We start from the raw sequence: 22,970 nt of genomic DNA, 5'->3' as shown, positions 1-22,970 counted from the left end.
TCTTTAGTTTAACCTTACTTAGAGTAAAGCTCGACGATCAATTGTTCGTTGATGTCAGCAGACAGATCTGAACGCTCAGGCATACGCTTGAATGTTCCTTCCATCTTGCTACCATCTACTTCAATCCAAGTTGGTTTTTCACGTTGTTCAGCAACTTCTAGAGCCGCTTTAATACGAGATTGCTGTTTAGCTTTCTCGCGGATAGAAACAACGTCATTAGCCGCAACTTTGAAAGAAGGAATGTTTACAACTTTACCGTTAACTAGGATAGCTTTATGGCTAACTAGCTGACGTGCTTCTGCGCGAGTTGCACCAAAGCCCATGCGGTAAACCACGTTATCAAGACGACCTTCAAGAAGCTGAAGTAGGTTCTCACCCGTGTTGCCTTTAAGGCGTGCAGCATCTTTGTAGTAGTTACGGAATTGTTTTTCTAGAACGCCGTACATACGACGTACTTTTTGCTTCTCACGAAGCTGAACGCCATACTCAGATAGACGACCGCGACGAGCGCCGTGTACACCTGGTGCGTTATCAATTTTACACTTGGTATCGATCGCGCGTACACCAGACTTAAGGAATAAGTCAGTACCTTCGCGACGGCTAAGCTTCAGCTTAGGACCCAAATATCTTGCCATGATCTTTCTCCAGTGTTCTAAAAAACGTTATACGCGACGTTTCTTAGGTGGACGACAACCGTTATGAGGGATTGGTGTAGCATCAACGATGTTAGTGATGCGGAAACCAGCAGCGTTCAGTGCACGAACTGTAGATTCGCGACCTGGACCTGGACCCTTAACCATAACTTCCAAGTTCTTTAGACCGTATTCTTTAGCCATTTCAGCACAACGTTCAGCAGCAACCTGTGCAGCGAACGGAGTAGACTTACGAGAACCACGGAAACCTGAACCACCGGCAGTAGCCCATGCAAGAGCATTACCTTGACGGTCAGTGATGGTTACGATTGTGTTATTGAAAGAAGCATGGATGTGCGCTACGCCATCTGCTACTTGCTTGCGTACGCGCTTACGAGCGCGAGTTGGTTGTTTAGCCATTGTACTCTATACCTTCCCGATTATTTCTTGATCGGCTTACGCGGACCCTTGCGGGTGCGAGCATTGGTTTTAGTACGCTGTCCACGTAGTGGTAGACTGCGACGATGACGAAGACCACGGTAACAACCAAGGTCCATAAGGCGCTTGATGTTCATTGATACTTCACGACGTAGATCACCTTCTACAGTGTATTTAGCTACACCATCACGCAGTTGATCGATCTGCTCTTCAGTTAGTTCACTGATCTTAACATCTTCAGCAATACCCACTTCAGCTAGAATAGCTTGAGAGCGAGTTTTACCGATGCCGTAGATTGACGTTAGTGCAATCACAGCATGTTTCTGATCAGGAATGTTAATGCCTGCTATACGGGCCATTATTCACTCCATAGTGTTTCATAAAAGAATTAGCCGCAGCAAAGCCCGTTTAGGATACGCTGCGGAGTACTACTTCTTTTGCACGCAAAAGGTAGGCCGGGAAATATACTCGACACTACCTTATATTTCAAGTAAAAATTTCTGCTTATTAGCCTTGGCGTTGTTTATGCTTTGGCTCACTGCAAATCACACGAACGACACCGTTACGCTTGATAACTTTACAGTTACGGCAGATTTTTTTAACGGAAGCACGAACTTTCATTGCTAAACTCCGTAGATGAAATCTGAGACTACTGTCGGATTAACGACCGTACCCTTTCAGATTTGCCTTCTTCAACACAGAATCATACTGTTGGGACATCAGATGAGTCTGTACCTGTGCCATAAAGTCCATAATAACAACCACTACGATAAGTAGTGATGTACCGCCGAAGTAGAAACGTACGTTCCACGCGACCATCATGAACTCAGGAATCAGACAGATAAAGGTAATGTAAAGCGCACCCGCTAGGGTTAAACGCGTCATTACTTTATCAATATACCTAGCTGTCTGTTCACCTGGGCGGATGCCGGGTACGAATGCACCTGACTTCTTCAAGTTATCTGCTGTTTCACGCGGGTTGAATACCAACGCCGTGTAAAAGAAACAGAAGAAAATAATCGCTGCTGCATAAAGCATTACATACAGAGGTTGACCTGGGCTAAGAGCCAAAGACACGTCAGTTAACCAACCGAACGCGCTGCTCTCACCATTTTGACCAAACCACTGCGCCAATGTTCCTGGGAACAGGATAATACTTGATGCGAAGATTGCTGGAATAACACCTGCCATATTAATTTTAAGTGGCAAGTGAGTGCTTTGCGCAGCAAATACTTTACGACCTTGTTGACGCTTTGCGTAGTTAACGACGATTCGACGTTGACCGCGCTCCATGAACACAACGAAGTAAATAACTGCAAAAGCAAGTACACCAATCAACAACAGAAGAAGTACATGCAATTCACCTTGACGCGCTTGCTCGATTGTTTGACCGATTGCAGATGGCAATCCAGCAACAATACCTGCAAAAATGAGTATCGAAATACCATTACCGATTCCGCGCTCTGTAATTTGTTCACCTAGCCACATTAGGAACATGGTACCGGTTACTAAACTTACGGTTGCAATAAGCGTAAACATGGTTTGGTTGATAACAACCAGATTATCGACCATGTTTGGTAGGCCTGTTGCAATACCAATCGCTTGGAATGTTGCAAGTACAAGCGTGCCGTAGCGTGTATATTGGCTTATCTTACGACGGCCTGCTTCACCCTCTTTTTTGAGTTCAGCTAACGCTGGATGAACTACAGTTAGCAATTGGACAACAATAGATGCCGAAATATACGGCATGATGCCCAACGCTAATATAGATGCACGCTCAAGAGCACCACCGGAGAACATGTTAAACATTTCTACGATGGTCCCTTTTTGCTGTTCGAACAAATCGGCAAGTACAGCTGCGTCAATACCAGGAATCGGCACGAAAGAGCCTGCTCGGAATACTAAAAGTGCACCAATTACGAATAATAAGCGCGACTTTAGCTCACTTAAGCCGCTCTGAGCACTACGAAAATCTTGTCCTGGTTTCTTAGCCATCTGTACCTCGTTCCTCGAGATTATTCCTCGATTTTGCCGCCTGCAGCTTCGATTGCAGCTTTAGCGCCTTTAGTCACACGTAGACCTTTAACAGTCACTGCTTTGTTAATTTCACCAGATAGAACAACTTTTGCAAATTCGATGTTCTTAGTGATAACGTTCGCAGCTTTAAGGCTGTTTAGATCTACAACGTCACCTGTTACCTTCGCTAGCTCAGCTAGACGAACTTCAGCAGACACTAGGCTCTTACGAGAAGTGAAACCGAATTTAGGTAGACGTTGTTTTAGAGGCATCTGACCGCCTTCAAAACCTGGACGGACAGAACCGCCAGAACGTGACTTTTGACCTTTGTGACCGCGGCCACCAGTTTTACCTAGGCCAGAGCCGATACCACGACCTACACGCTTAGCGGTAGTTTTAGCACCAGCTGCTGGTGATAGAGTATTCAAACGCATTCTGATTACTCCTCAACTTTAACCATGTAGTAAACCTTGTTGATCATGCCGCGTACACACGGAGTATCTTCAAGTTCTACTGTATGATTGATTTTACGAAGGCCTAAACCGCGCAAAGTAGCTTTGTGCTTAGGTAGGCGACCAATTGAGCTTTTAGTCTGAGTTACTTTAATAGTTGCCATGGTGTTCTTACTCCGAAATAGATTCAACAGTTAGACCACGTTTAGCAGCAACCATGTCAGGTGACTTCATGCTACCTAGAGCATCGATCGTAGCACGAACGATGTTGATAGGGTTCGTAGAACCATATGCTTTAGATAGTACGTTATGTACACCAGCAACTTCTAGTACTGCACGCATCGCACCACCTGCGATAACACCAGTACCTTCAGCAGCAGGCTGCATGTAAACTTTAGAGCCCGAATGGCGACCTTTCACTGGGTGGTGAAGGGTACCTTCGTTAAGCGCGATCGTAGTCATGTTACGACGTGCTTTTTCCATTGCTTTTTGGATCGCTGCAGGTACTTCACGAGCTTTGCCGTAACCGAAACCTACACGACCATTACCGTCACCAACTACTGTTAGTGCAGTGAAGCTCATGATTCGACCACCTTTAACCGTTTTAGAAACGCGGTTAACGGCGATTAGCTTTTCTTGCAAATCATTCGCTTGAACTTGTTGTTCTTTAGCCATCTTCCAACCCTACCTTAGAATTTCAGACCAGCTTCGCGAGCAGATTCTGCTAGCGCCGCCACTCGACCGTGGTATTGGAAACCAGAACGATCAAATGCAACTGCTTCAACGCCTTTTTCAAGAGCGCGCTCAGCAACGGCTTTACCCACTGCTTTAGCTGCATCGATGTTACCAGTGTTCTTAACTTGCTCACGGATCGCTTTTTCTACAGTAGAAGCTGCTGCGATAACCTCAGAGCCATTAGCTGCAATAACCTGAGCGTACACGTGACGAGGAGTACGGTGTACTACTAGGCGAGTTGCACCCAGTTCTGCAATCTTACGACGTGCGCGTGTAGCACGACGGATGCGAGATGCTTTCTTATCCATAGTGTTACCTTACTTCTTCTTAGCTTCTTTAGTACGCACATTTTCATCTGCGTAACGAACACCTTTACCTTTATAAGGCTCAGGCTCACGGTAAGAACGAATGTCAGCCGCAACCTGACCAACAAGTTGTTTGTCACAACCCGTGATCACGATTTCAGTTTGGCTTGGACATTCAGCTTTAATACCCGCTGGCAACTCGTGCTCAACTGGGTGTGAGAAGCCTAAAGTTAGGCCTACAGCGTTGCCTTTGATAGCAGCACGGTAACCAACACCCTTAAGGGTTAGCTTCTTAGTAAAGCCTTCAGTAACGCCAACAACCATGTTATTAACTAGAGCGCGAGCAGTACCTGCTTGTGCCCATGCGTTAGCAACACCTTCGCGTGGACCGAAAGTAAGATTGTTTTCTTCCTGAGCAACAACTACTGCGTCGTTAAGAACACGAGATAGTTCGCCTTTAGCACCTTTTACAGTAACTTCTTGGCCGTTTAGTTTCACCTCTACGCCAGCTGGAATAGCGACAGGTGCTTTAGCAACACGAGACATAGTCTACTCCTTATTAAGCTACGTAACAGATGATTTCACCGCCAAGACCTGCTTTGCGTGCAGCTCGGTCTGACATCAGACCCTTGGAAGTTGAAACGACGGCAACACCAAGACCACCCATTACAGAAGGAAGTTGATCTTTCTTCTTGTAAACACGTAGACCTGGACGAGAAACACGTTTGATTTGCTCGATTACCGGTTTAGCTTGGAAGTACTTAAGAGTAACTTCTAGCTCAGGTTTTGCTTCGCCTTCAACAGCGAAGTCAACGATGTAACCTTCAGCTTTTAGTAGTGCAGCAATTGCAACTTTAAGCTTTGAAGAAGGCATTTTAACAGAGACTTTGTCTGCTGCTTGACCGTTACGAATGCGGGTCAGCATATCCGAAATCGGATCTTGCATGCTCATATGATTTACTCCAAATGATTAAGTGGCAATTACCAGCTAGCCTTACGAAGTCCAGGAATCTCGCCTTTCATGCAAGCTTCACGAACTTTAATACGGCTGAGACCGAACTTACGTAGGTAACCGTGTGGACGACCAGTTTGGTTGCAACGGTTGCGCTGACGTGATGCACTTGAATCACGTGGAAGAGATTGCAATTTAAGCACTGCATTCCAACGATCTTCTTCAGATGCGTTTACATCGCTAATGATAACTTTAAGCGCTGCACGCTTTTCAGCGAACTTAGCTACAAGTTTCGCGCGTTTTACTTCGCGCGCTTTCATTGAATTTTTAGCCATAACAGTAACCCTTCACCTTACTTACGGAATGGGAAGTTAAAGGCAGCCAGCAGAGCTCGGCCTTCCTCATCAGTAGCAGCAGACGTCGTAATAGTGATGTCTAGACCGCGTACTTTATCAACTTTATCAAAGTCGATTTCCGGGAAGATGATTTGCTCGCGAACGCCCATGCTGTAGTTACCGCGACCGTCAAAAGACTTAGCGCTAACGCCACGGAAGTCACGTACTCGTGGAAGAGCGATATTAATTAAACGCTCAAGAAAATCCCACATACGTTCGCCACGCAAGGTTACTTTACAACCGATAGGGTAGCCTTCGCGGATTTTGAAACCTGCAACAGATTTACGTGCTTTAGTGATAAGTGGCTTTTGACCTGAGATCGTTGCCATATCACTTGCTGCGTTTTCTAGCAGTTTCTTGTCGTTGATTGCTTCACCAACACCCATGTTTAGGGTGATTTTCTCGACTCTAGGGACTTGCATGACGCTTGTGTAGCCGAACTCTTTGGCAAGTTCAGCGACTACAGACGACTTGTAGTAATCATGCAGTTTCGCCATAGTAGAACTCCAAATTACTTCTATTAGTTAGAAACGATTTCGTCGTTAGACTTAAAGAAACGAACTTTCTTACCATCTTCGAAACGGAAACCGATACGGTCAGCTTTACCAGTAGCTGCGTTGAAAATAGCAATGTTAGAAACGTCAATTGCTGCTTCCTGCTCAACGATACCGCCTTGGATACCTAGAGCTGGAACAGGTTTTTGATGCTTCTTAACAAGGTTAATACCTTCAACGATAACTTTACCGGTTGCTAGAACCTTAGTTACTTTACCTTTCTTGCCTTTATCTTTACCAGCAAGAACGATTACTTCGTCATTACGACGGATTTTAGCTGCCATCTTACGTGCTCCTTACAGAACTTCTGGAGCCAGTGAAACGATCTTCATGAACTTATCGCCACGAAGTTCGCGAGTCACAGGACCAAAGATACGTGTACCGATTGGTTGCTCAGTATTGTCATTCAACAATACGCAAGCATTACGGTCGAAGCGAATGACAGAACCGTCTGGACGACGTACGCCTTTACGGGTGCGAACTACCACCGCCTTCAGAACGTCACCTTTTTTAACTTTACCGCGAGGAATTGCTTCCTTAACAGTAACTTTAATGACGTCACCGATATGTGCATAACGGCGGTGAGAGCCACCCAGAACCTTAATACACATTACGCTGCGAGCGCCTGAGTTATCAGCTGCGTCCAGCATACTTTGCATTTGGATCATGTTAGTGCTCCGCTAATATATAAAAAAACTAGACCCTCACGGGTCGGGCTGCCTCTTTAAAAGGGACGCGAATTGTACCACCCTTTTTTATAATTGGGTAGTCAAAAAATAAACGGCTCCAAAATATTTTTTGGAGCCGTTCTAGCTATAGAATAGAGAAGATTACATCTTCGCTTTTTCTAAAACTTTTACCAAAGCCCAAGACTTAGTCTTAGACAGTGGACGACACTCTACGATTTCAACTTTGTCGCCTAGGCCACATTGGTTGTTCTCATCGTGTGCGTGTACTTTAGTCGTGCGTTTTACGAACTTACCGTAAATTGGGTGTTTTACGAAACGCTCGATAGCAACAGTGATAGACTTATCCATCTTGTCGCTAACAACACGACCTTGTTGAGTACGTTTTACTTCGCTCATTATGCGCCTGCCTTTTCAGTCAAAACAGTTTTCACACGTGCGATATCACGGCGTACAGCTTTCAGAGTATGAGTTTGCTGTAGTTGACCAGTCGCAGCTTGCATACGCAAGTTGAACTGTTCACGCAACAAATTCAATAGCTCAGAGTTAAGCTCTTCAACGCTCTTCTCGCGTAGATCTTGTGCTTTCATCACATCACCTGCTTAGTTACAAATGTAGTTTTGAATGGCAGTTTACGAGCCGCAAGGCGGAACGCTTCACGCGCCAATTCTTCAGGTACACCACCCATTTCGTACATCACCTTTCCAGGTTGGATTTGGGCTACCCAGTACTCAACGTTACCTTTACCCTTACCCTGACGAACTTCAAGTGGTTTTTCTGTGATAGGCTTATCTGGGAACACACGGATCCAGATTTTACCTTGACGCTTAACGTGGCGTGTCATTGCACGACGTGCCGCTTCGATTTGACGAGCAGTCAGACGACCACGGCCAATAGCTTTAAGACCGAATTCGCCGAAGCTTACATCAGTACCTTTAGCTAGACCACGGTTACGACCAGTCATAACCTTACGGAACTTAGTACGTTTAGGTTGTAGCATCTGTCGACTCCTTACTTACGGCCTTTGCGCTGCTTCTTAGGCTTGTCGCCTTTAGGCTCTACAGCGTTAGCTGCTGGCATACCGCCTAGAATCTCACCTTTGAAGATCCAAACTTTAATGCCGATTACACCGTATTGGGTGTGAGCCGAAGAAGTTGCGTAATCAATGTCAGCACGTAGAGTGTGTAGAGGCACACGGCCTTCACGATACCACTCAGCACGTGCAATTTCAGCGCCGCCTAAACGACCACTTACTTGTACTTTGATACCCTTAGCACCTAGACGCATTGCGTTTTGTACCGCGCGCTTCATAGCACGACGGAACATCACACGACGTTCTAGTTGAGACGCGATGCTGTCGCCAACAAGCTGAGCATCTAGCTCTGGCTTGCGTACTTCAGCGATGTTGATCTGTGCTGGTACACCTGCAATTTTAGCTACAGCTGCGCGTAGTTTCTCTACGTCTTCACCTTTCTTACCGATAACAACACCTGGGCGAGCCGTGTGAATAGTCACACGGATGCTCTTAGCAGGACGCTCGATAATGATACGTGAAAGAGATGCTTTTTTCAGTTCGCTTGTAAGGAACTGACGTACCTTGAAGTCGCCGTCTAGGTTGTCAGCGAAATCTTTGGTGTTAGCAAACCATGTAGCATTCCAAGGCTTAACGATGCCTAGACGAATACCATTAGGATGTACTTTTTGACCCATTGCTTACTCTCCTAGTCTCAAGCGTCTGCTACAACAACAGTGATGTGGCTTGAACGCTTCAAGATACGATCCGCACGACCTTTAGCACGAGGCATAATACGCTTCATGATAGGGCCTTCATCTACGAAGATTTTTGCGACATTTAGATCGTCAATATCTGCACCTTCATTGTGCTCCGCGTTAGCGATAGCAGACTCTAGAACTTTCTTGATCAGATCAGCCGCTTTTTTGTTGCTGAATGTCAGGATTTCTAGAGCTTGGTCTACAGATTTTCCACGAATTTGGTCCGCAACTAAGCGAGCTTTCTGAGGCGAAATGCGAGCAAAGTTATGTTTAGCTAGTGCTTCCATCATCTACTCCCTAACGCTTCTTAGCTTTCTTATCCACGACATGGCCGCGGTAAGTACGTGTTGGTGCGAATTCGCCCAGTTTGTGGCCGATCATTTCTTCGGTTACAAAAACTGGTACGTGCTGACGACCATTATGGACAGCGATGGTCAAACCGATCATCGTAGGGATGATCATTGAACGACGGGACCAAGTCTTAATAGGCTTTTTGTCTCCGCTTTCCACCGCTTTCTCTACCTTCTTCAGCAAGTGTAGGTCAATAAATGGACCTTTCTTGAGAGAACGTGGCATGGCGATTCCTCTTTATATAGATTACTTATTACGACGACGTACGATGTACTTGTCGGTGCGTTTGTTCTTACGAGTCTTGAAGCCTTTAGTAGGCTGACCCCAAGGTGATACTGGGTGACGACCACCAGAAGTGCGGCCTTCACCACCACCGTGTGGGTGATCTACTGGGTTCATTACCACACCGCGAACGGTAGGACGAACACCACGCCAGCGGTTTGCGCCAGCTTTACCAAGTTCACGTAGCATGTGCTCAGAGTTACCAACTTCGCCGATGGTTGCACGGCCTTCAGATAGAACTTTGCGCATTTCACCAGAACGTAGACGGATAGTTACGTATGAACCGTCGCGAGCAACGATTTGAGCATACGCACCAGCCGAACGAGCTAGCTGACCACCTTTACCAGGCTTAAGTTCAACGTTATGTACAGTTGAACCTACTGGGATGTTACGCATTGGAAGTGCGTTACCAGCTTTAATCGGTGCATCAACACCTGACTGGATAGCATCACCCGCGTTAACACCTTTAGGTGCTAGGATGTAACGACGCTCACCGTCTGCGTACAGAACTAGAGCGATGTTAGCACTACGGTTTGGATCGTATTCTAGACGCTCAACTTTCGCTGGAACACCGTCTTTAGTACGTTTGAAGTCAATGACACGGTAGTGGTGCTTATGACCACCGCCGATGTGACGTACTGTAATACGACCGTTGTTGTTACGACCACCATTCTTAGAGTTTTTCTCTAGAAGAGGTGCGTATGGCTTACCCTTGTGTAGGTCAGCGTTAACAACTTTAACAACGTGACGACGACCAGGGGAAGTCGGCTTACATTTAACAATAGCCATTTCTCAACTACTCCTGTTATTCCGCGCCGCCAACGAAGTCAAGATCTTGACCTTCTTTCAAAGTAACGTACGCTTTCTTAACGTCGCTGCGGCGACCTTGGCGTAGACCTTGACGTTTGGTCTTACCCTTAGTGATAAGGGTATTTACTGACTTAACTTCAACTTCAAATAGCTTTTCTACAGCTGCTTTGATCTCTTTTTTAGTAGCGTCTTGAGCTACTTTGAAAACGATAGTGTTCGCTTTCTCAGCGGCCATAGTCGCTTTTTCAGAGATGTGCGGTGCACGTAGAACTTTTAGGATACGCTCTTCAGTGATCATGCTAGCATCTCCTCAACTTGTTTAACTGCATCAGCAGTCATTACAATTTTGTCGAACGCGATTAGTGAAACTGGGTCAATACCAGCTACGTCACGAGCGTCAACTTTGTATAGGTTACGAGCTGCTAGGAATAGATTTTCATCTACTTCGCTAGTCACGATAAGCGCATCAGTTAGCTCAAGCTCTTTCAGCTTAGCTACAAGCTCTTTCGTTTTTGGTCCTTCTACTGAGAAGTTATCAACAACGATTAAACGCTCTTGACGAACTAGCTCAGACAGAATGCTCTTCATAGCACCACGGTACATTTTTTTGTTTACTTTTTGGCTGTGATCTTGTGGTTTCGCAGCAAAAGTAACACCACCTGTACGCCAGATTGGGCTACGGATTGTACCAGCGCGCGCACGGCCAGTACCTTTTTGACGCCATGGCTTAGCGCCACCGCCAGAAACTTCTGAACGTGTTTTCTGAGCACGAGTACCTTGACGAGCACCTGCAGCAAACGCTACAACTACTTGGTGTACAAGAGCTTCGTTAAACTCACGTCCGAAAGTAGTTTCGGAAACAGTTAGTGCATCAGCACCTTTAACCATTAGTTCCATTACTTACTCCTGAGACGTTATGCTTTAACAGCTGGTTTAACGATCACGTTGCCACCTGTTGAGCCTGGTACTGCACCTTTAATAAGAAGCAGATTGCGCTCAGCGTCAACACGTACGATCTCTAGGTTTTGAGTCGTTACACGCTCAGCACCCATGTGACCTGCCATTTTCTTGCCTTTAAATACGCGACCTGGAGTTTGACATTGGCCAATTGAACCCGGAGCACGGTGAGACAATGAGTTACCGTGAGTCATATCTTGAGTACTGAAGTTCCAACGCTTGATAGCGCCTTGGAAGCCCTTACCTTTAGATGTACCAGTAACGTCTACTTTCTTAGTTTCGTTGAATAGTTCTACTGTTAGTTCAGCACCAACTTCGAACTCTTCGCCGTTTTCCAAACGGAATTCCCAAAGACCGCGACCAGCTTCAACACCTGCTTTAGCAAAGTGACCTGCTTCTGGCTTAGTTACGCGGTTAGCTTTCTTAGTACCAGTAGTTACCTGGATTGCTGCGTAGCCGTCTGTATCAAGTGTTTTAACTTGAGAAACACGGTTAGCTTCAACCTCAACAACAGTTACTGGGATAGAAACGCCTTCTTCAGTAAATACGCGGGTCATGCCCACTTTACGACCGATTAGACCAATCATTCTTCTAATCTCCCTTAACCTAGGCTAATTTGAACGTCAACGCCCGCAGCAAGGTCTAGACGCATTAGAGCATCAACAGTTTTGTCTGTTGGCTCAACGATGTCGATTAGACGCTTGTGAGTACGAATTTCGTACTGGTCACGTGCTTTCTTGTTAACGTGCGGAGAGATAAGAACTGTGAAACGCTCTTTACGAGTAGGTAGTGGGATTGGACCACGAACCTGTGCGCCAGTGCGCTTAGCTGTTTCAACGATTTCCGCGGTAGAAGCATCGATTAGTTTGTAATCGAAAGCTTTTAGGCGGATACGGATACGTTGGTTCTGCATGAGACAGAGCTCCAAAATTAAATATTACACAAACAATATCGCCACTCAAACTCGTCAAGACGAGAGAATGCCGATTGATTTATGTGAAACCGTAGCATCCAAGATTAGGACGCATTGTCAGTTAATTTTCGATCAACTACCCCTATGTGGCAGAGTCACCTCTGGGAATAGTTATTCCGAAGAATAAGTAGCTAATTGTATTAACCGCGAACATAAGCTGAGTTTACATTACCTGAAAAATCAAAGAGATAATTCAGCTCCTCGTTACTCATTGGTTCACAACTGGCTTAACCAGTGCGGTGCATTATACAGATCACAGTTTTACTTGCAAGGGGCGGATGAAAAATAAACGGCGTGACTTTTGACGATAAACGCTGAAAAGCGGCAAGAAGTCGGCAACTTGAACTCGATATACTTGCAGTTGTCCGTTGCGATTGATTAAATTGATACTAGAAATTGTGCTGCTACTACAAAAAATAAAACGCAGTTTGAGTCAACAACCTGCGTTTTATTTTACATTATCAAAGTGCAGTTGGGTTCGATTACGCCATACGCTGGCGTACCGCTTCAAACAAACACACACCCGATGCGACAGAAACATTCAAACTAGAGACTGAACCTGACATTGGGATCTTAATCAAATCATCACAGGTTTCGCGAGTAAGACGGCGCATACCATCGCCTTCTGCACCCATGACAATCGCCAGAGGCCCTGTAAGCTTAGCTTGATAGATATCGTGCGTTGCTTCGCCAGCGGTGCCGACAAACCAAATTCCCTGCTCTTGCAATGCGCGCATAGTACGAGCCAAATTCGTCACACGCACCAATGGAACGGTTTCCGCCGCACCACAAGCCACTTTACTTACTGTAGCTGTAATATTGGCTGACTTATCTTTAGGGACGATTACCGCCGCAACTCCCGCCGCATCAGCATTACGTAAACACGCACCGAGATTGTGTGGGTCTGTCACCCCGTCTAACACCAACAGAAGTGGTGATTCTTGTTGGGCAATGATGTCATCTAGATCGTTTTCGTTAAGTTGTTTGGCCGGTTTTACTCGCGCCATGATCCCCTGATGATTAGCACCACGTGCTTTGTCGTCGAGAGTTTTGCGCGTCATCTGTTGAATCGACACACCACACGTTTGCAGATCATTTAAAATCGGCATTAAGCGGTCATCTTGCCGACCTTTAAGCACGAACGCTTCAATAAAGCGTTCAGGTTCGCGTTCTAATACCGCTTTCACAGCGTGAATGCCGTAGATAAATTCGTTACTCATTAATCAAAACCTATTGGTTGTTCGCTACCGCTAATTACGCGTCGTCCGGACTACGTTTGCTTGTTTTTGGCTTACTGTGCGGTTTCTTCTTGCGCGCTTTTTTGACCTTGGGCTTTTTCGCTTCACCTGCGACTGTATCCGGTCGTTTCGTTGGTTCCACTTCCGGCGTAGCTTTTAAGGCCGCTTTGCCTCCTTTGCTCGCCGTACGCTTTTTTTCCTTGGCTTTGAGTTGCGCTTCTACCGCTCGCTTTTTGGCTGTTTTGCCTTTGCCGCGTAGCTTACGGCTTGTTCCAACTAATTCAAAGTCAATTTGACGATCATCTAAGTTGACGGACAGTACTTTAACTTTGACCGCATCGCCAAGACGATAAATAGCACCAAAGCTTTCGCCAATCAGTCTTTGCCCAATTGGATCAAACTGGTAGTAATCATTGTCTAACGCAGAGATATGCACTAAGCCATCAATGTGCAGTTCACTTAGACGAACAAAGAAACCAAAACCGGTGACATTGGCAATCACACCATCGAGCTCTTCACCGACATGATCTTGCATGAATTCACATTTGAGCCAATCCGACACTTCACGCGTTGCATCATCAGCACGACGCTCCGTCATCGAACATTGCTCGCCATAGAAGTCCATATCATCAAATGAGTAGTGGTAACCTCCGGTTGGCGTCGAACGATCTTGGTTACGCCCCTGCTCTTTGGCAATCAAATACTTAATTGCACGGTGAAGCAACAAGTCTGGATAACGACGAATCGGTGAAGTGAAGTGGGCGTAGCGTTTCAGTGCCAAACCAAAGTGACCACAGTTATCTGCATTATACACCGCTTGTTTCATCGAACGCAGTAGCATTGTTTGGATCAGCTCTTTGTCTGCGCGCTCACCAATTTGTTTAATGAGGTCAGCATAGTCAGTTGGTGAAGGCTCTAGACCACCATTGAGGTGCAGACCCAGCTCACCTAGAAAATCGCGGAAACCTTGTAAACGCAGTTCACCGGGTGATTCATGAATACGGAACAGTGCTGGTTCTTTGGCTTTCTCGACCAAAGATGCCGACGCAATATTGGCTAAGATCATGCACTCTTCAATCAGCTTATGCGCATCGTTACGAATCACAGGTTCAATACTGTCGATTTTACGCTCAGCATTAAAGATAAACTTAGTTTCGATGGTTTCAAACTCAATTGCACCACGATGTGCACGTGCTTTTTTCAGCACCTTGTACATATTGTGCAACTCTTCTAGGTGCGGCACCACGGGTTCATAACGGCTACGCAGTTCTTCATCCCCTTCAAGGATGTCATGCACCTTGTTATAAGTGAGTCGAGCATGCGAATTCATTACCGCTTCGTAGTGCTTATAACCTGAGAGCTTGCCGCTGTCTGAGATGGTCATTTCACATACCATACACAGGCGATCAACTTGTGGGTTTAACGAACACAGACCATTCGACAATACTTCTGGCAGCATAGGGACAACCTGTGATGGGAAGTAAACCGAGTTACCACGGTTGATGGCTTCTTTATCGAGCGCTGTACCTGGGCGGACATAGTAGCTTACATCAGCAATCGCGACCCAAAGGCGCCAGCCGCCGCCTTTCTTCGCTTCACAGTAGACCGCATCATCAAAATCGCGCGCGTCTTCGCCATCAATGGTCACCAACGGCAATTGACGTAAATCAACGCGGTCCACTTTAGCTTCTTGCGGAACTTCCTCGCCCAAATCGGCAATCTGCTTAGTGACTTCTTCCGGCCAATGATGCGGGATTTGGTGAGTACGGATCGCAATCTGCGTTTCCATACCAGGGGCCATGTTTTCCCCTAATACCTCGATAACCTTACCCATCATGCCACGTGAGCGTGAACCACGGTCGGTAATTTCAATCACCACCACATTGCCCATACGCGCACCGGCGCGGAGATCGTTCGGGATCAAAATATCTTGGTGAATACGAGAGTCATCTGGCACAACATACGAGTAGCCGTATTCCATAAAGAAGCGGCCAACGATTTGTGTTTGACGCTCTTCTAAAACGCGCACCAGTCGACCTTCCTTACGGCCACGCTTAGAATTATCAGTCGGTTGTACTAAAACAAAATCACCGTGGATGATGTTTTTCATCTGGTGGTGTGGCAAAACAATATCGTTATCTTTGCCGACACTTCCTTCTGGACGAACCCAGCCATGGCCATCTTTATGACCAATCACGTAGCCTTTAACCATCTCTAGTTTTTCTGGCAAGGCGTAACACTGACGACGAGTAAAGACTAATTGACCATCGCGCTCCATGGCGCGTAGACGACGGCGCAGACCCTCGTAGTGTTCTTCGCCTTCAAGCTTTAATGCTTCGAAGATATCGTTACGATTCATCGGTACGCCAGCTTGGTTTAGAAATTCTAAGATAAATTCTCGGCTCGGGATCGGATTTTCATAATTTTCCGATTCACGATCGGCAAATGGGTCATTATGGGTGTTGTCTGACATAGGCACGCCTATTAGTAGAAGGAAGGTAGTTAAATCTAGTATATCTGACTCATAGAATAAGCTACAGGTAAGTCGAGTTAAAAACGAAATTTTTAATCGTTTTCATCACTTAGCATAATTCTATTGGTAGAAAAGTGTGTTAAGAGAAAAAATGCCCAGCATTCGCGTTGGGCACTCAGTCAAGTCGCTAACCAGAGTGCAGTATGGTTAGCGAAAGGTGTTACCAGAAAGTGTCGCGTTTTTTAGCGCGCGCAATGATGTTTTGCGGCATTCGGCGCTCTAAACCTTGGCGTAATACATTGATTCGTTTGTGCGTGCGTTGGTCAGCCGTCACCGAATTATAAAGCCAACGATAGGCGTCTTCGTAATCAAGTGGACTACCATAGTCACGCAACAAAAGTTCGGCAAGATGAATGCGAGCATTGAGGTTACCCATTGCGGCGGCTTCACGCAGATAAGGAATCGCGCGTTCTTTGTCTTGTTGGACTAACGTTCCGCGTGAATAATAACGGCCAATTTGCTCAAGTGCTGCTGGCAAACCTTGGTGCGCAGCATTCTCCATATAATAGAGCCCGAGTTCGACATCTTGATCGACACACACGCCCCAAGCAAGCATATCACCGTAAAGAAACTCATACGCTGGCAAGCTGATGCGTGTCGCACGGGCAACAATGTCTTCGATCAACTGGCAATTGTCCGCTTTTACGCGTTCAAGATGTTGATTGTCATTAATCAGTTTAATTAGTTCGGCTTCGGTATAGATAGGTACAGGCTCACCGATTGCAGGCAAGGTATTCGCCTGTACCACTGAGGCACTCAACGCCAGTACCATCGAAGCTGCTAACTGTCTTAGCTTCATGTTCTGCACTCTTAACTTCGACTAAAGATACCTCGATACCACTCTCAATAAACGCTTAAACGTATCAGCCCTTATTGAGAGTAATATTGAGCAGCATCCTGATTTGCCACTTAAAGCGGCAAGCTTGATACTAGTATCGGCAACGGCTGCTAACTCTTTAATCAAAATTGCCGTCACATGGCAAATTGTTGCCGTAACAGCATGAGATTTCAAGAAAAATGGTCATAAAAAAACCAGCGACTTAGCGCTGGTTTTATAACTATTTGAAATCAATCAGAGATTAAGATTCGAATGGATGAACCTTGATGATGGTTTCATTACGATCTGGACCTGTTGAGATGATATCTACCGGTACACCAGTCAGCTCTTCGATGCGCTTGATGTAGTCAAGTGCCGCTTTTGGTAACGCATCAATTGACGTCGCACCGAAGGTATTTTCAGACCAACCAGGCATGGTTTCGTAAATTGGCGTCGCTTCTTCAAAGGCTTCAGCAGCCATTGGTGACACTTCTAACATTGAGCCATCTTTCATCTTGTAACCAGTACAGATTTTTAGCTCTTCTAGACCATCGAGAACATCAAGTTTAGTTAGACAGATACCAGAAAGCGAGTTGATTTGAATTGCACGACGCATCGCAACCGCATCAAACCAACCAGTCCGGCGTAGACGACCTGTTGTCGCGCCAAACTCATGACCAACAGTACCCAAGTGTTTACCAACTGGGTCTTGCTTGTCTAGACCATCGTAGAGTTCTGTCGGGAATGGACCTGAACCAACACGAGTACAGTAAGCCTTAGTAATACCAAGGATGTAACCGATATGACGAGGACCAAAGCCAGAACCTGCTGCAACGCCACCTGCGGTGGTGTTAGAAGAAGTTACATACGGGTAAGTACCGTGGTCAATGTCAAGAAGCGTACCTTGTGCGCCTTCAAACATGATTTTGTCGCCACGCTTACGCGCTGAATCTAGTTCGTCGGTCACGTCAATAACCATTGAAGTCAACAGTTCAGCATAACCTTTGGCTTGCTCTAGAACGTCATCGTAACTGACTGGCTCAGCTTTATAGAAGTGCACTAATTGGAAGTTATGGTATTCCATCACTTCTTTAAGTTTCTCAGCGAACGCTTCCATATCGAATAAGTCACCAACGCGTAGACCGCGACGAGCAACTTTATCTTCATAAGCAGGACCGATACCGCGACCAGTCGTACCAATTGCTTTGCTACCACGAGCAAGTTCGCGCGCTTGGTCCATCGCAATGTGGTATGGAAGAATCAGTGGACATGCTTCAGAAATGAAAAGACGCTCACGTACTGGAATACCGCGCTCTTCAAGAGGCTTCATTTCTTTCATTAACGCTTCAGGTGAAAGTACAACACCGTTACCGATAATACATTTGATATTATCGCGCAGGATACCTGATGGAATTAAATGAAGAACGGTTTTTTCACCGTCAATGACTAGAGTGTGACCTGCGTTGTGACCGCCTTGGTAGCGAACCACATACTTTGCATCTTCAGTTAAAAGGTCAACAATTTTACCTTTACCTTCGTCACCCCATTGGGTGCCTAGAACGACTACGTTATTTCCCATCTTTCCAGTTCTGATTGCTAATTAAAAATGGATTCTAGCACTGAATCACACTTCTTGCAGTCATTTTTTAAACACACCCACCCCAGTCGAGACTAAATTATTGACCTAGCATAATTTAAGCGCAATTTTTCTACGATTATTCTATTCGTCGGCGTAAATTTTAATGCTTAGCTTGCCAGCAATATCGATACAGGCGCGATACATTCCACAACTGTTCATCGCAAAGTGCACCTCACCTTGGCTATTAACCGCGATTAAACCGCCTTCGCCTCCCATTGCTTTAAGCTCACCCTGGATCACACTGTCACATGCGACATGAATATCTTGCTGTAAATAGCGCATCCGCGCAGCCACATCGCTCGCCACCGTTTTTCGAATAAAAAATTCGCCCATGCCTGTGGTCGACACCGCCACATTGCCATTTTCGGCATAAGTGCCAGCACCGATAATCGCTGAATCGCCGACACGGCCATACTGCTTATTGGTAATGCCTCCAGTACTGGTCGCCGCAGCAAGGTTACCTTCTTGGTCAAGAGCTACCGCACCGACAGTACCAAACTTTTTGTCGTCGGGGTATTTCGATTCAGAGAGCACAAATAATCCCTTGTCTTTCATCGATTGCAGTTGCTGATAACGTCGGTCAGTAAAAAAATAGTCTTGCTCTGTAAATGCATGACCGTGCTCGAAAGCAAACGCCTCGGCACCTTCGCCAATCAGTAGCACATGATGACTTTGGTTCATCACATCACGGGCCAGTTCAACCGGGTTTTTAATATGGCGAACGCCAGCAACCGCACCGGCATCAAGCACTTTGCCATGCATCACAGAGGCATCCATCTCAACCATCTCTTTATTGGTCAAAACGGAACCTTTACCGGCATTAAAATTAGGCGAGTCTTCTAGCACTTTTACTGCGGCAACCACCGCATCTAACGCATCACCGCCCTGCTCTAACACCTGATGACCACGACGAACCGACTGCTCTAGGTCATCTAAAATAGCGGCTTTCAGCTCATCGCTCATCTGCTCAGGTAAAATGGTCCCTGCGCCGCCATGAATAGCGATGGAAAAAGGTTGCGTCATAGTGTCTATCTCGATAGGGAAACGTCACCCATAAATAACAAAAAAGGCACCTCCCGCATAGCAGAAAGCGCCTTTTTCAGTCAATCACTAAGCGATTAGTGAGAGCCGCAACCACCGCCACCGCAGCAGCCTTCTTTTTTCTCTTCACCATGGTCGTGGCCTTCGCCACCACAGCAGCCACCTTCGTGGTCATGGTCATGATCGTGACCACAACCGCCTGCTTGGTGCACATGGCCGTGTTCGATCTCTTCTGCTGTTGCTTCACGCAGCGCAATCACTTCAACATCAAACGTCAATGTTTGGCCTGCTAGCATGTGGTTACCATCGACAACCACTTCATCGCCGTCGACTTCTGTGACTTCAACCGGGATCGGACCTTGGTCAGTATCCGCGAGGAAACGCATGCCAACTTCGATTTCTTCAACGCCTTGGAATACTTCAGCAGGAACGCGCTGTACTAGAGCATCGCTGTGCTCACCGTACGCTTCTTCAGGAGAAACCGTCACAGAGAACTTCTCGCCCGCCTCTTTGCCTTCAAGTGCGGTTTCAAGACCTGTGATTAGGTTGTCGTTGCCGTGCAAGTAATCAAGTGGCGCGTCCACTGTCGATTGATCAACAACCGCACCGTCTTCAAGTTTTACTTGGTAAGCAAGACTTACAACTACGTTCTTTTCAATTTTCATATTAACTCCAAGGAGAATTAGGACCCTACTTGATTAAGGTCTGCAAACTTTCTATCGGGGTATTATGGGGATGATTTATAGAAACACAATCAATCTGGTTTAAAAATCCCGATCATTGCTTGCCCACTGTGTTCGGATTGATCGACAGTTTGCGGTGTGCGTTGGTCTTGGTGATGACACTCAACACACTCAACCAATTCAATATTATTCTCTATCCACCAACGTAAGGTGTCTTGTGCTGCACATATAGGGCAACGTGCTCCGGCAATAAATCTTTTTTTCATGTTACAACTCTATTATTGGACTAATCCCAGAAGTTTTTAGCTTGTCGATCGCTTTCTAATTCACGACCGAAAATCTCTTCCAGTTCTTTACGGGCTTCTTTGGCTCTTGAGGCCAATTGTTTATCATCATTATGCTGAGGAAGTAACTCTTTAAGCATCGCATTATCTAATTTTCTGAAATGCGCTTCAGCACGTTTAGCTTGATAAGGATGCATACCCATACTGACCAATGCCTGACGTCCTAAGTCGAGCGCGCCTAAAAAGGTTTCTCTGGAGTAGTTATCTACCCCATGGCTTAACAGTTGATACGCTTCTACGCGACTGCGGGCACGAGCGAGCAGTTTCAGTTGTGGGAAATGCGTTTGACACAGTTCGACGATTTTCATGATTTCATCTGGTGAGTCGGTACAGATCACCATGGCCTCGGCTTTATCAGCACCCGCCGCACGTAGCAAGTCGAGTTGCGTCGCATCACCATAAAACACTTTATAGCCATATTTACGTAATAGCTTAATTTGGCTGGCATCACTCTCTAATACGGTAACCTTGATTTTGTTGGCGTACATTAAACGGCCAATAATCTGACCAAAGCGGCCAAAACCGGCAATAATGACGCGAGGTTGTTTGTTGATGACATCACTTTTTTGCGGCTTCCCAGATTCCAGTTCAAGATTGAGTAACCTGGCATAAAATTGATTTTGTAACATTAATAACAGCGGTGTTGTGACCATAGATAAACTCACAACGAGTAATAAAAAAGCCATTTGCTGCTCATCAAGCAGACCTTCGCTGCTTGCGGCGGTAAAGATAACAAAGGCAAATTCCCCGCCTTGGCTCAAGATCGCGGCCATTTTACTGCGGGCTTTATCTCGACTACCAGCGAGCCTTGCTAACAGATACAGAATAAAGCCTTTCACCGCGACCAAAGCAAAGACCGCCGAAAGTACCGCGACTGGCTGCAACGCCAGTAAACCTAAGTTGACCGCCATACCAACCGCGATGAAAAATAATCCGAGCAATAATCCTTTAAACGGCTCAATCGCGATTTCAAGCTCGTGGCGATATTCACTTTCAGCCAGCAGCACACCCGCAAGGAAGGTCCCTAACGCCATCGATAAACCGATGCGCTCCATCACCAGAGCAATACCAATCACCAATAACAGCGCAGCGATAGTGAAAAGCTCTCGTACCCCACTTAAAACAACATAGCGAAACACAGGGCGCAACAAGAAATGACCACCGACCAATAAACCGGCAACCCCAGCCATCATCCAGAGTACATCGAACCAGTCGCCGCCGGTATTACCAGCCAAAAGGGGAAGTACCGCTAAAATGGGAATCACCGCAATGTCTTGAAATAACAACACCGCAAAGCCAGACTGCCCCGTTTCACTGCCAGCTAAACCTTGTTCATCAATCACGCGTAAAGCAATCGCCGTTGATGAAAGAGCCAACCCCATACCAATCACTAAGCTGGTTTGCCACGATGTATCAAAGCTATAGGCAATACTCGCCAGCACTAACGTGGTGATCACCACTTGGGCGCCACCTAAACCTAAAATAGGCCTCTTCATTTGCAGCAGTTTTTTCGGATTAAGCTCTAAACCAATCAAGAACAGCAGCAGTACCACGCCAAACTCAGCAAAGTGGAGAATCGCCTCTACATCGCGAATTAAACCCAGCCCCCACGGGCCGATTGCGATGCCGGCTAATAAATAACCGAGCACTGAACCCAAACCGAGGCGCTGAGCTATCGGGACAGCAACGACTGCTGCAGTCAAAAAAATAACACTACTTTGGAGAAAATTACTTTCCACTACCATGCTCTTCTCCTTGTGCCGATTCGAATACCGCTAATGGGTCAAGTAACCAGTGCCGATAAGCCTCAGCGTGTTGATAGCGTTCCACTTCATCAACATTGCGCGCCCAATAGAGCACCAGAGGTTCAATCCAATGCATCTGACATAGCGCTGCCGTCAATTCGAAAGGTTGCAGAATTTCGGCCAAGGGATAGCGGTTATAACCACTGCAGCCAAACGCCTCTTGTTTACCACCAGTGGTGATGACACTACGCCAGTATTTGCCTTTCAGTGCTTCCCCTTTACCAAAGGCGAACCCTTTACCAAGCACTCTATCGAACCACTCTTTCAAAAGCGCGGGACAGGAATACATATAGAGAGGGTGATGAAAAACAATCACGTCATGGACATTAAGCAGCTTTTGCTCGGCGACAACATCAATAAAAAAGTCGGGGTAGTGCGCATAGAGGTCATGCACAGTAACGTGCTCAAGAGACTCTATTTTCTTGATCATCATCTGGTTAGCAACCGACGCCTGTGGCTCAGGGTGAGCGTAAAGCACTAGCACTTTCGGTTTATTTACGGCTGTCGTCTCCATTGCTTCGACTGCAATCCTTCTTTTGCTGATATGACTAAGATGATT

At 46.2% G+C, this 22,970-nt stretch carries 35 protein-coding genes; all 35 read right to left on the bottom strand.

The window, feature by feature from the left end:
* Positions 1 to 14: 14 nt before the first annotated feature.
* The 35 genes from rpsD to kefG all read right to left on the bottom strand — a co-directional run bounded on the left by rpsD (position 15) and on the right by kefG (position 22,925).
* A complete protein-coding gene (gene rpsD / locus CDZ87_RS12305; RefSeq protein WP_038175192.1) occupies positions 15 to 635 on the bottom strand; it encodes a 30S ribosomal protein S4 in 621 nt (206 codons plus the stop codon).
* 27 nt (positions 636 to 662) lie between these two features.
* Entirely contained in the window at positions 663 to 1,052 is a 390-nt protein-coding gene (gene rpsK / locus CDZ87_RS12300) for a 30S ribosomal protein S11 (protein WP_001118870.1), read from the bottom strand.
* Positions 1,053 to 1,072: 20 nt separating this feature from the next.
* On the bottom strand, positions 1,073 to 1,429 hold the full coding sequence (rpsM, locus tag CDZ87_RS12295) for a 30S ribosomal protein S13 (RefSeq protein WP_005435100.1): 357 nt from the start codon (positions 1,427 to 1,429) through the stop codon (positions 1,073 to 1,075).
* Between the two features lie 148 nt (positions 1,430 to 1,577).
* On the bottom strand, positions 1,578 to 1,691 hold the full coding sequence (rpmJ, locus tag CDZ87_RS12290; RefSeq protein WP_000868186.1) for a 50S ribosomal protein L36: 114 nt from the start codon (positions 1,689 to 1,691) through the stop codon (positions 1,578 to 1,580).
* 39 nt (positions 1,692 to 1,730) lie between these two features.
* Entirely contained in the window at positions 1,731 to 3,065 is a 1,335-nt protein-coding gene (gene secY, locus CDZ87_RS12285; RefSeq protein ID WP_038175190.1) for a preprotein translocase subunit SecY, read from the bottom strand.
* Positions 3,066 to 3,085: 20 nt separating this feature from the next.
* On the bottom strand, positions 3,086 to 3,520 hold the full coding sequence (rplO, locus tag CDZ87_RS12280; RefSeq protein WP_038175188.1) for a 50S ribosomal protein L15: 435 nt from the start codon (positions 3,518 to 3,520) through the stop codon (positions 3,086 to 3,088).
* 5 nt (positions 3,521 to 3,525) lie between these two features.
* Entirely contained in the window at positions 3,526 to 3,702 is a 177-nt protein-coding gene (gene rpmD / locus CDZ87_RS12275; RefSeq protein WP_000201159.1) for a 50S ribosomal protein L30, read from the bottom strand.
* A gap of 7 nt (positions 3,703 to 3,709) precedes the next feature.
* On the bottom strand, positions 3,710 to 4,213 hold the full coding sequence (gene rpsE, locus CDZ87_RS12270) for a 30S ribosomal protein S5 (protein ID WP_038175186.1): 504 nt from the start codon (positions 4,211 to 4,213) through the stop codon (positions 3,710 to 3,712).
* A gap of 14 nt (positions 4,214 to 4,227) precedes the next feature.
* Positions 4,228 to 4,581 (bottom strand): 50S ribosomal protein L18, encoded by a 354-nt coding sequence (rplR, locus tag CDZ87_RS12265; RefSeq protein ID WP_038175185.1) that lies wholly within the window; start codon positions 4,579 to 4,581, stop codon positions 4,228 to 4,230.
* Between the two features lie 9 nt (positions 4,582 to 4,590).
* Positions 4,591 to 5,124 (bottom strand): 50S ribosomal protein L6, encoded by a 534-nt coding sequence (gene rplF / locus CDZ87_RS12260; protein WP_038175184.1) that lies wholly within the window; start codon positions 5,122 to 5,124, stop codon positions 4,591 to 4,593.
* Positions 5,125 to 5,137: 13 nt separating this feature from the next.
* Positions 5,138 to 5,530, bottom strand: a complete 393-nt coding sequence (gene rpsH / locus CDZ87_RS12255) for a 30S ribosomal protein S8 (RefSeq protein WP_038175182.1) — start codon at positions 5,528 to 5,530, stop codon at positions 5,138 to 5,140.
* A gap of 29 nt (positions 5,531 to 5,559) precedes the next feature.
* Positions 5,560 to 5,865: a 30S ribosomal protein S14 gene (gene rpsN / locus CDZ87_RS12250; RefSeq protein ID WP_038175180.1), complete on the bottom strand. Its 306-nt coding sequence runs from the start codon at positions 5,863 to 5,865 to the stop codon at positions 5,560 to 5,562.
* A gap of 17 nt (positions 5,866 to 5,882) precedes the next feature.
* Positions 5,883 to 6,422, bottom strand: a complete 540-nt coding sequence (rplE, locus tag CDZ87_RS12245) for a 50S ribosomal protein L5 (RefSeq protein WP_100753807.1) — start codon at positions 6,420 to 6,422, stop codon at positions 5,883 to 5,885.
* Positions 6,423 to 6,445: 23 nt separating this feature from the next.
* A complete protein-coding gene (rplX, locus tag CDZ87_RS12240) occupies positions 6,446 to 6,763 on the bottom strand; it encodes a 50S ribosomal protein L24 (protein ID WP_038175177.1) in 318 nt (105 codons plus the stop codon).
* Positions 6,764 to 6,775: 12 nt separating this feature from the next.
* Entirely contained in the window at positions 6,776 to 7,147 is a 372-nt protein-coding gene (gene rplN, locus CDZ87_RS12235; protein WP_004410450.1) for a 50S ribosomal protein L14, read from the bottom strand.
* A gap of 162 nt (positions 7,148 to 7,309) precedes the next feature.
* Complete coding sequence (rpsQ, locus tag CDZ87_RS12230; RefSeq protein ID WP_100753806.1) at positions 7,310 to 7,564, bottom strand: 30S ribosomal protein S17; 255 nt, start codon at positions 7,562 to 7,564, stop codon at positions 7,310 to 7,312.
* Positions 7,564 to 7,755 carry a 50S ribosomal protein L29 gene (gene rpmC, locus CDZ87_RS12225; RefSeq protein WP_011078825.1) on the bottom strand — a complete coding sequence of 64 codons (192 nt, stop codon included), beginning with the start codon at positions 7,753 to 7,755 and terminating at the stop codon, positions 7,564 to 7,566. The genes rpsQ and rpmC overlap by 1 nt, the downstream gene beginning before the upstream one ends.
* On the bottom strand, positions 7,755 to 8,165 hold the full coding sequence (gene rplP, locus CDZ87_RS12220; RefSeq protein ID WP_038175174.1) for a 50S ribosomal protein L16: 411 nt from the start codon (positions 8,163 to 8,165) through the stop codon (positions 7,755 to 7,757). Before rplP ends, rpmC begins: the two co-directional genes overlap by 1 nt.
* A gap of 11 nt (positions 8,166 to 8,176) precedes the next feature.
* Positions 8,177 to 8,875: a 30S ribosomal protein S3 gene (gene rpsC / locus CDZ87_RS12215; protein ID WP_038175172.1), complete on the bottom strand. Its 699-nt coding sequence runs from the start codon at positions 8,873 to 8,875 to the stop codon at positions 8,177 to 8,179.
* Between the two features lie 17 nt (positions 8,876 to 8,892).
* Positions 8,893 to 9,225 carry a 50S ribosomal protein L22 gene (gene rplV / locus CDZ87_RS12210; RefSeq protein ID WP_038175171.1) on the bottom strand — a complete coding sequence of 111 codons (333 nt, stop codon included), beginning with the start codon at positions 9,223 to 9,225 and terminating at the stop codon, positions 8,893 to 8,895.
* Positions 9,226 to 9,235: 10 nt separating this feature from the next.
* Positions 9,236 to 9,514 carry a 30S ribosomal protein S19 gene (gene rpsS / locus CDZ87_RS12205; RefSeq protein WP_004745876.1) on the bottom strand — a complete coding sequence of 93 codons (279 nt, stop codon included), beginning with the start codon at positions 9,512 to 9,514 and terminating at the stop codon, positions 9,236 to 9,238.
* A gap of 21 nt (positions 9,515 to 9,535) precedes the next feature.
* A complete protein-coding gene (gene rplB, locus CDZ87_RS12200; protein WP_100753805.1) occupies positions 9,536 to 10,360 on the bottom strand; it encodes a 50S ribosomal protein L2 in 825 nt (274 codons plus the stop codon).
* Between the two features lie 16 nt (positions 10,361 to 10,376).
* Positions 10,377 to 10,679 carry a 50S ribosomal protein L23 gene (gene rplW, locus CDZ87_RS12195; protein ID WP_038175168.1) on the bottom strand — a complete coding sequence of 101 codons (303 nt, stop codon included), beginning with the start codon at positions 10,677 to 10,679 and terminating at the stop codon, positions 10,377 to 10,379.
* Positions 10,676 to 11,278, bottom strand: a complete 603-nt coding sequence (gene rplD / locus CDZ87_RS12190; protein WP_038175167.1) for a 50S ribosomal protein L4 — start codon at positions 11,276 to 11,278, stop codon at positions 10,676 to 10,678. Before rplD ends, rplW begins: the two co-directional genes overlap by 4 nt.
* Before the next feature lie 17 nt (positions 11,279 to 11,295).
* The gene (rplC, locus tag CDZ87_RS12185; protein ID WP_100753804.1) at positions 11,296 to 11,925 is read right to left on the bottom strand and encodes a 50S ribosomal protein L3; all 630 of its coding nucleotides are present in this window, start codon (positions 11,923 to 11,925) and stop codon (positions 11,296 to 11,298) included.
* Positions 11,926 to 11,939: 14 nt separating this feature from the next.
* Positions 11,940 to 12,251, bottom strand: a complete 312-nt coding sequence (gene rpsJ / locus CDZ87_RS12180; RefSeq protein WP_004410492.1) for a 30S ribosomal protein S10 — start codon at positions 12,249 to 12,251, stop codon at positions 11,940 to 11,942.
* Between the two features lie 542 nt (positions 12,252 to 12,793).
* On the bottom strand, positions 12,794 to 13,531 hold the full coding sequence (gene rlmB / locus CDZ87_RS12175) for a 23S rRNA (guanosine(2251)-2'-O)-methyltransferase RlmB (RefSeq protein ID WP_038175165.1): 738 nt from the start codon (positions 13,529 to 13,531) through the stop codon (positions 12,794 to 12,796).
* Positions 13,532 to 13,565: 34 nt separating this feature from the next.
* Positions 13,566 to 16,022, bottom strand: coding sequence for a ribonuclease R (gene rnr / locus CDZ87_RS12170; protein WP_100753803.1), 2,457 nt, complete (start codon positions 16,020 to 16,022; stop codon positions 13,566 to 13,568).
* Positions 16,023 to 16,242: 220 nt separating this feature from the next.
* A complete protein-coding gene (motX, locus tag CDZ87_RS12165; protein WP_100753802.1) occupies positions 16,243 to 16,881 on the bottom strand; it encodes a flagellar protein MotX in 639 nt (212 codons plus the stop codon).
* A 280-nt stretch (positions 16,882 to 17,161) separates the two neighbouring features.
* A complete protein-coding gene (locus tag CDZ87_RS12155; protein ID WP_100753800.1) occupies positions 17,162 to 18,478 on the bottom strand; it encodes an adenylosuccinate synthase in 1,317 nt (438 codons plus the stop codon).
* Positions 18,479 to 18,619: 141 nt separating this feature from the next.
* Entirely contained in the window at positions 18,620 to 19,561 is a 942-nt protein-coding gene (locus CDZ87_RS12150) for an isoaspartyl peptidase/L-asparaginase family protein (protein WP_100753799.1), read from the bottom strand.
* 95 nt (positions 19,562 to 19,656) lie between these two features.
* On the bottom strand, positions 19,657 to 20,244 hold the full coding sequence (gene slyD, locus CDZ87_RS12145) for a peptidylprolyl isomerase (RefSeq protein ID WP_100753798.1): 588 nt from the start codon (positions 20,242 to 20,244) through the stop codon (positions 19,657 to 19,659).
* Between the two features lie 89 nt (positions 20,245 to 20,333).
* On the bottom strand, positions 20,334 to 20,528 hold the full coding sequence (locus CDZ87_RS12140) for a YheV family putative zinc ribbon protein (protein ID WP_100753797.1): 195 nt from the start codon (positions 20,526 to 20,528) through the stop codon (positions 20,334 to 20,336).
* Between the two features lie 20 nt (positions 20,529 to 20,548).
* Positions 20,549 to 22,351, bottom strand: a complete 1,803-nt coding sequence (gene kefB, locus CDZ87_RS12135; protein ID WP_100753796.1) for a glutathione-regulated potassium-efflux system protein KefB — start codon at positions 22,349 to 22,351, stop codon at positions 20,549 to 20,551.
* Positions 22,335 to 22,925 carry a glutathione-regulated potassium-efflux system ancillary protein KefG gene (gene kefG, locus CDZ87_RS12130; RefSeq protein WP_100753795.1) on the bottom strand — a complete coding sequence of 197 codons (591 nt, stop codon included), beginning with the start codon at positions 22,923 to 22,925 and terminating at the stop codon, positions 22,335 to 22,337. The genes kefB and kefG overlap by 17 nt, the downstream gene beginning before the upstream one ends.
* Between the last annotated feature and the right edge of the window lie 45 nt (positions 22,926 to 22,970).

The sequence above is a fragment of the Vibrio salilacus genome (genome assembly GCF_002811245.1).
Lineage (GTDB): Bacteria > Pseudomonadota > Gammaproteobacteria > Enterobacterales > Vibrionaceae > Vibrio > Vibrio salilacus.
Note: the sequence above shows the minus strand (reverse complement) of the source record. Positions and strands in the feature narration are given on the sequence as shown.

What these genes read in the sequence shown, in the direction of transcription:
- rpsD (WP_038175192.1), bottom strand. Translation starts at nt 635, where the DNA reads ATGGCAAGATATTTGGGTCCTAAGCTGAAGCTTAGCCGTCGCGAAGGT.
- rpsK (WP_001118870.1), bottom strand. Translation starts at nt 1,052, where the DNA reads ATGGCTAAACAACCAACTCGCGCTCGTAAGCGCGTACGCAAGCAAGTA.
- rpsM (WP_005435100.1), bottom strand. Translation starts at nt 1,429, where the DNA reads ATGGCCCGTATAGCAGGCATTAACATTCCTGATCAGAAACATGCTGTG.
- rpmJ (WP_000868186.1), bottom strand. Translation starts at nt 1,691, where the DNA reads ATGAAAGTTCGTGCTTCCGTTAAAAAAATCTGCCGTAACTGTAAAGTT.
- secY (WP_038175190.1), bottom strand. Translation starts at nt 3,065, where the DNA reads ATGGCTAAGAAACCAGGACAAGATTTTCGTAGTGCTCAGAGCGGCTTA.
- rplO (WP_038175188.1), bottom strand. Translation starts at nt 3,520, where the DNA reads ATGCGTTTGAATACTCTATCACCAGCAGCTGGTGCTAAAACTACCGCT.
- rpmD (WP_000201159.1), bottom strand. Translation starts at nt 3,702, where the DNA reads ATGGCAACTATTAAAGTAACTCAGACTAAAAGCTCAATTGGTCGCCTA.
- rpsE (WP_038175186.1), bottom strand. Translation starts at nt 4,213, where the DNA reads ATGGCTAAAGAACAACAAGTTCAAGCGAATGATTTGCAAGAAAAGCTA.
- rplR (WP_038175185.1), bottom strand. Translation starts at nt 4,581, where the DNA reads ATGGATAAGAAAGCATCTCGCATCCGTCGTGCTACACGCGCACGTCGT.
- rplF (WP_038175184.1), bottom strand. Translation starts at nt 5,124, where the DNA reads ATGTCTCGTGTTGCTAAAGCACCTGTCGCTATTCCAGCTGGCGTAGAG.
- rpsH (WP_038175182.1), bottom strand. Translation starts at nt 5,530, where the DNA reads ATGAGCATGCAAGATCCGATTTCGGATATGCTGACCCGCATTCGTAAC.
- rpsN (WP_038175180.1), bottom strand. Translation starts at nt 5,865, where the DNA reads ATGGCTAAAAATTCAATGAAAGCGCGCGAAGTAAAACGCGCGAAACTT.
- rplE (WP_100753807.1), bottom strand. Translation starts at nt 6,422, where the DNA reads ATGGCGAAACTGCATGATTACTACAAGTCGTCTGTAGTCGCTGAACTT.
- rplX (WP_038175177.1), bottom strand. Translation starts at nt 6,763, where the DNA reads ATGGCAGCTAAAATCCGTCGTAATGACGAAGTAATCGTTCTTGCTGGT.
- rplN (WP_004410450.1), bottom strand. Translation starts at nt 7,147, where the DNA reads ATGATCCAAATGCAAAGTATGCTGGACGCAGCTGATAACTCAGGCGCT.
- rpsQ (WP_100753806.1), bottom strand. Translation starts at nt 7,564, where the DNA reads ATGAGCGAAGTAAAACGTACTCAACAAGGTCGTGTTGTTAGCGACAAG.
- rpmC (WP_011078825.1), bottom strand. Translation starts at nt 7,755, where the DNA reads ATGAAAGCACAAGATCTACGCGAGAAGAGCGTTGAAGAGCTTAACTCT.
- rplP (WP_038175174.1), bottom strand. Translation starts at nt 8,165, where the DNA reads ATGCTACAACCTAAACGTACTAAGTTCCGTAAGGTTATGACTGGTCGT.
- rpsC (WP_038175172.1), bottom strand. Translation starts at nt 8,875, where the DNA reads ATGGGTCAAAAAGTACATCCTAATGGTATTCGTCTAGGCATCGTTAAG.
- rplV (WP_038175171.1), bottom strand. Translation starts at nt 9,225, where the DNA reads ATGGAAGCACTAGCTAAACATAACTTTGCTCGCATTTCGCCTCAGAAA.
- rpsS (WP_004745876.1), bottom strand. Translation starts at nt 9,514, where the DNA reads ATGCCACGTTCTCTCAAGAAAGGTCCATTTATTGACCTACACTTGCTG.
- rplB (WP_100753805.1), bottom strand. Translation starts at nt 10,360, where the DNA reads ATGGCTATTGTTAAATGTAAGCCGACTTCCCCTGGTCGTCGTCACGTT.
- rplW (WP_038175168.1), bottom strand. Translation starts at nt 10,679, where the DNA reads ATGATCACTGAAGAGCGTATCCTAAAAGTTCTACGTGCACCGCACATC.
- rplD (WP_038175167.1), bottom strand. Translation starts at nt 11,278, where the DNA reads ATGGAACTAATGGTTAAAGGTGCTGATGCACTAACTGTTTCCGAAACT.
- rplC (WP_100753804.1), bottom strand. Translation starts at nt 11,925, where the DNA reads ATGATTGGTCTAATCGGTCGTAAAGTGGGCATGACCCGCGTATTTACT.
- rpsJ (WP_004410492.1), bottom strand. Translation starts at nt 12,251, where the DNA reads ATGCAGAACCAACGTATCCGTATCCGCCTAAAAGCTTTCGATTACAAA.
- rlmB (WP_038175165.1), bottom strand. Translation starts at nt 13,531, where the DNA reads ATGAGTAACGAATTTATCTACGGCATTCACGCTGTGAAAGCGGTATTA.
- rnr (WP_100753803.1), bottom strand. Translation starts at nt 16,022, where the DNA reads ATGTCAGACAACACCCATAATGACCCATTTGCCGATCGTGAATCGGAA.
- motX (WP_100753802.1), bottom strand. Translation starts at nt 16,881, where the DNA reads ATGAAGCTAAGACAGTTAGCAGCTTCGATGGTACTGGCGTTGAGTGCC.
- CDZ87_RS12155 (WP_100753800.1), bottom strand. Translation starts at nt 18,478, where the DNA reads ATGGGAAATAACGTAGTCGTTCTAGGCACCCAATGGGGTGACGAAGGT.
- CDZ87_RS12150 (WP_100753799.1), bottom strand. Translation starts at nt 19,561, where the DNA reads ATGACGCAACCTTTTTCCATCGCTATTCATGGCGGCGCAGGGACCATT.
- slyD (WP_100753798.1), bottom strand. Translation starts at nt 20,244, where the DNA reads ATGAAAATTGAAAAGAACGTAGTTGTAAGTCTTGCTTACCAAGTAAAA.
- CDZ87_RS12140 (WP_100753797.1), bottom strand. Translation starts at nt 20,528, where the DNA reads ATGAAAAAAAGATTTATTGCCGGAGCACGTTGCCCTATATGTGCAGCA.
- kefB (WP_100753796.1), bottom strand. Translation starts at nt 22,351, where the DNA reads ATGGTAGTGGAAAGTAATTTTCTCCAAAGTAGTGTTATTTTTTTGACT.
- kefG (WP_100753795.1), bottom strand. Translation starts at nt 22,925, where the DNA reads ATGGAGACGACAGCCGTAAATAAACCGAAAGTGCTAGTGCTTTACGCT.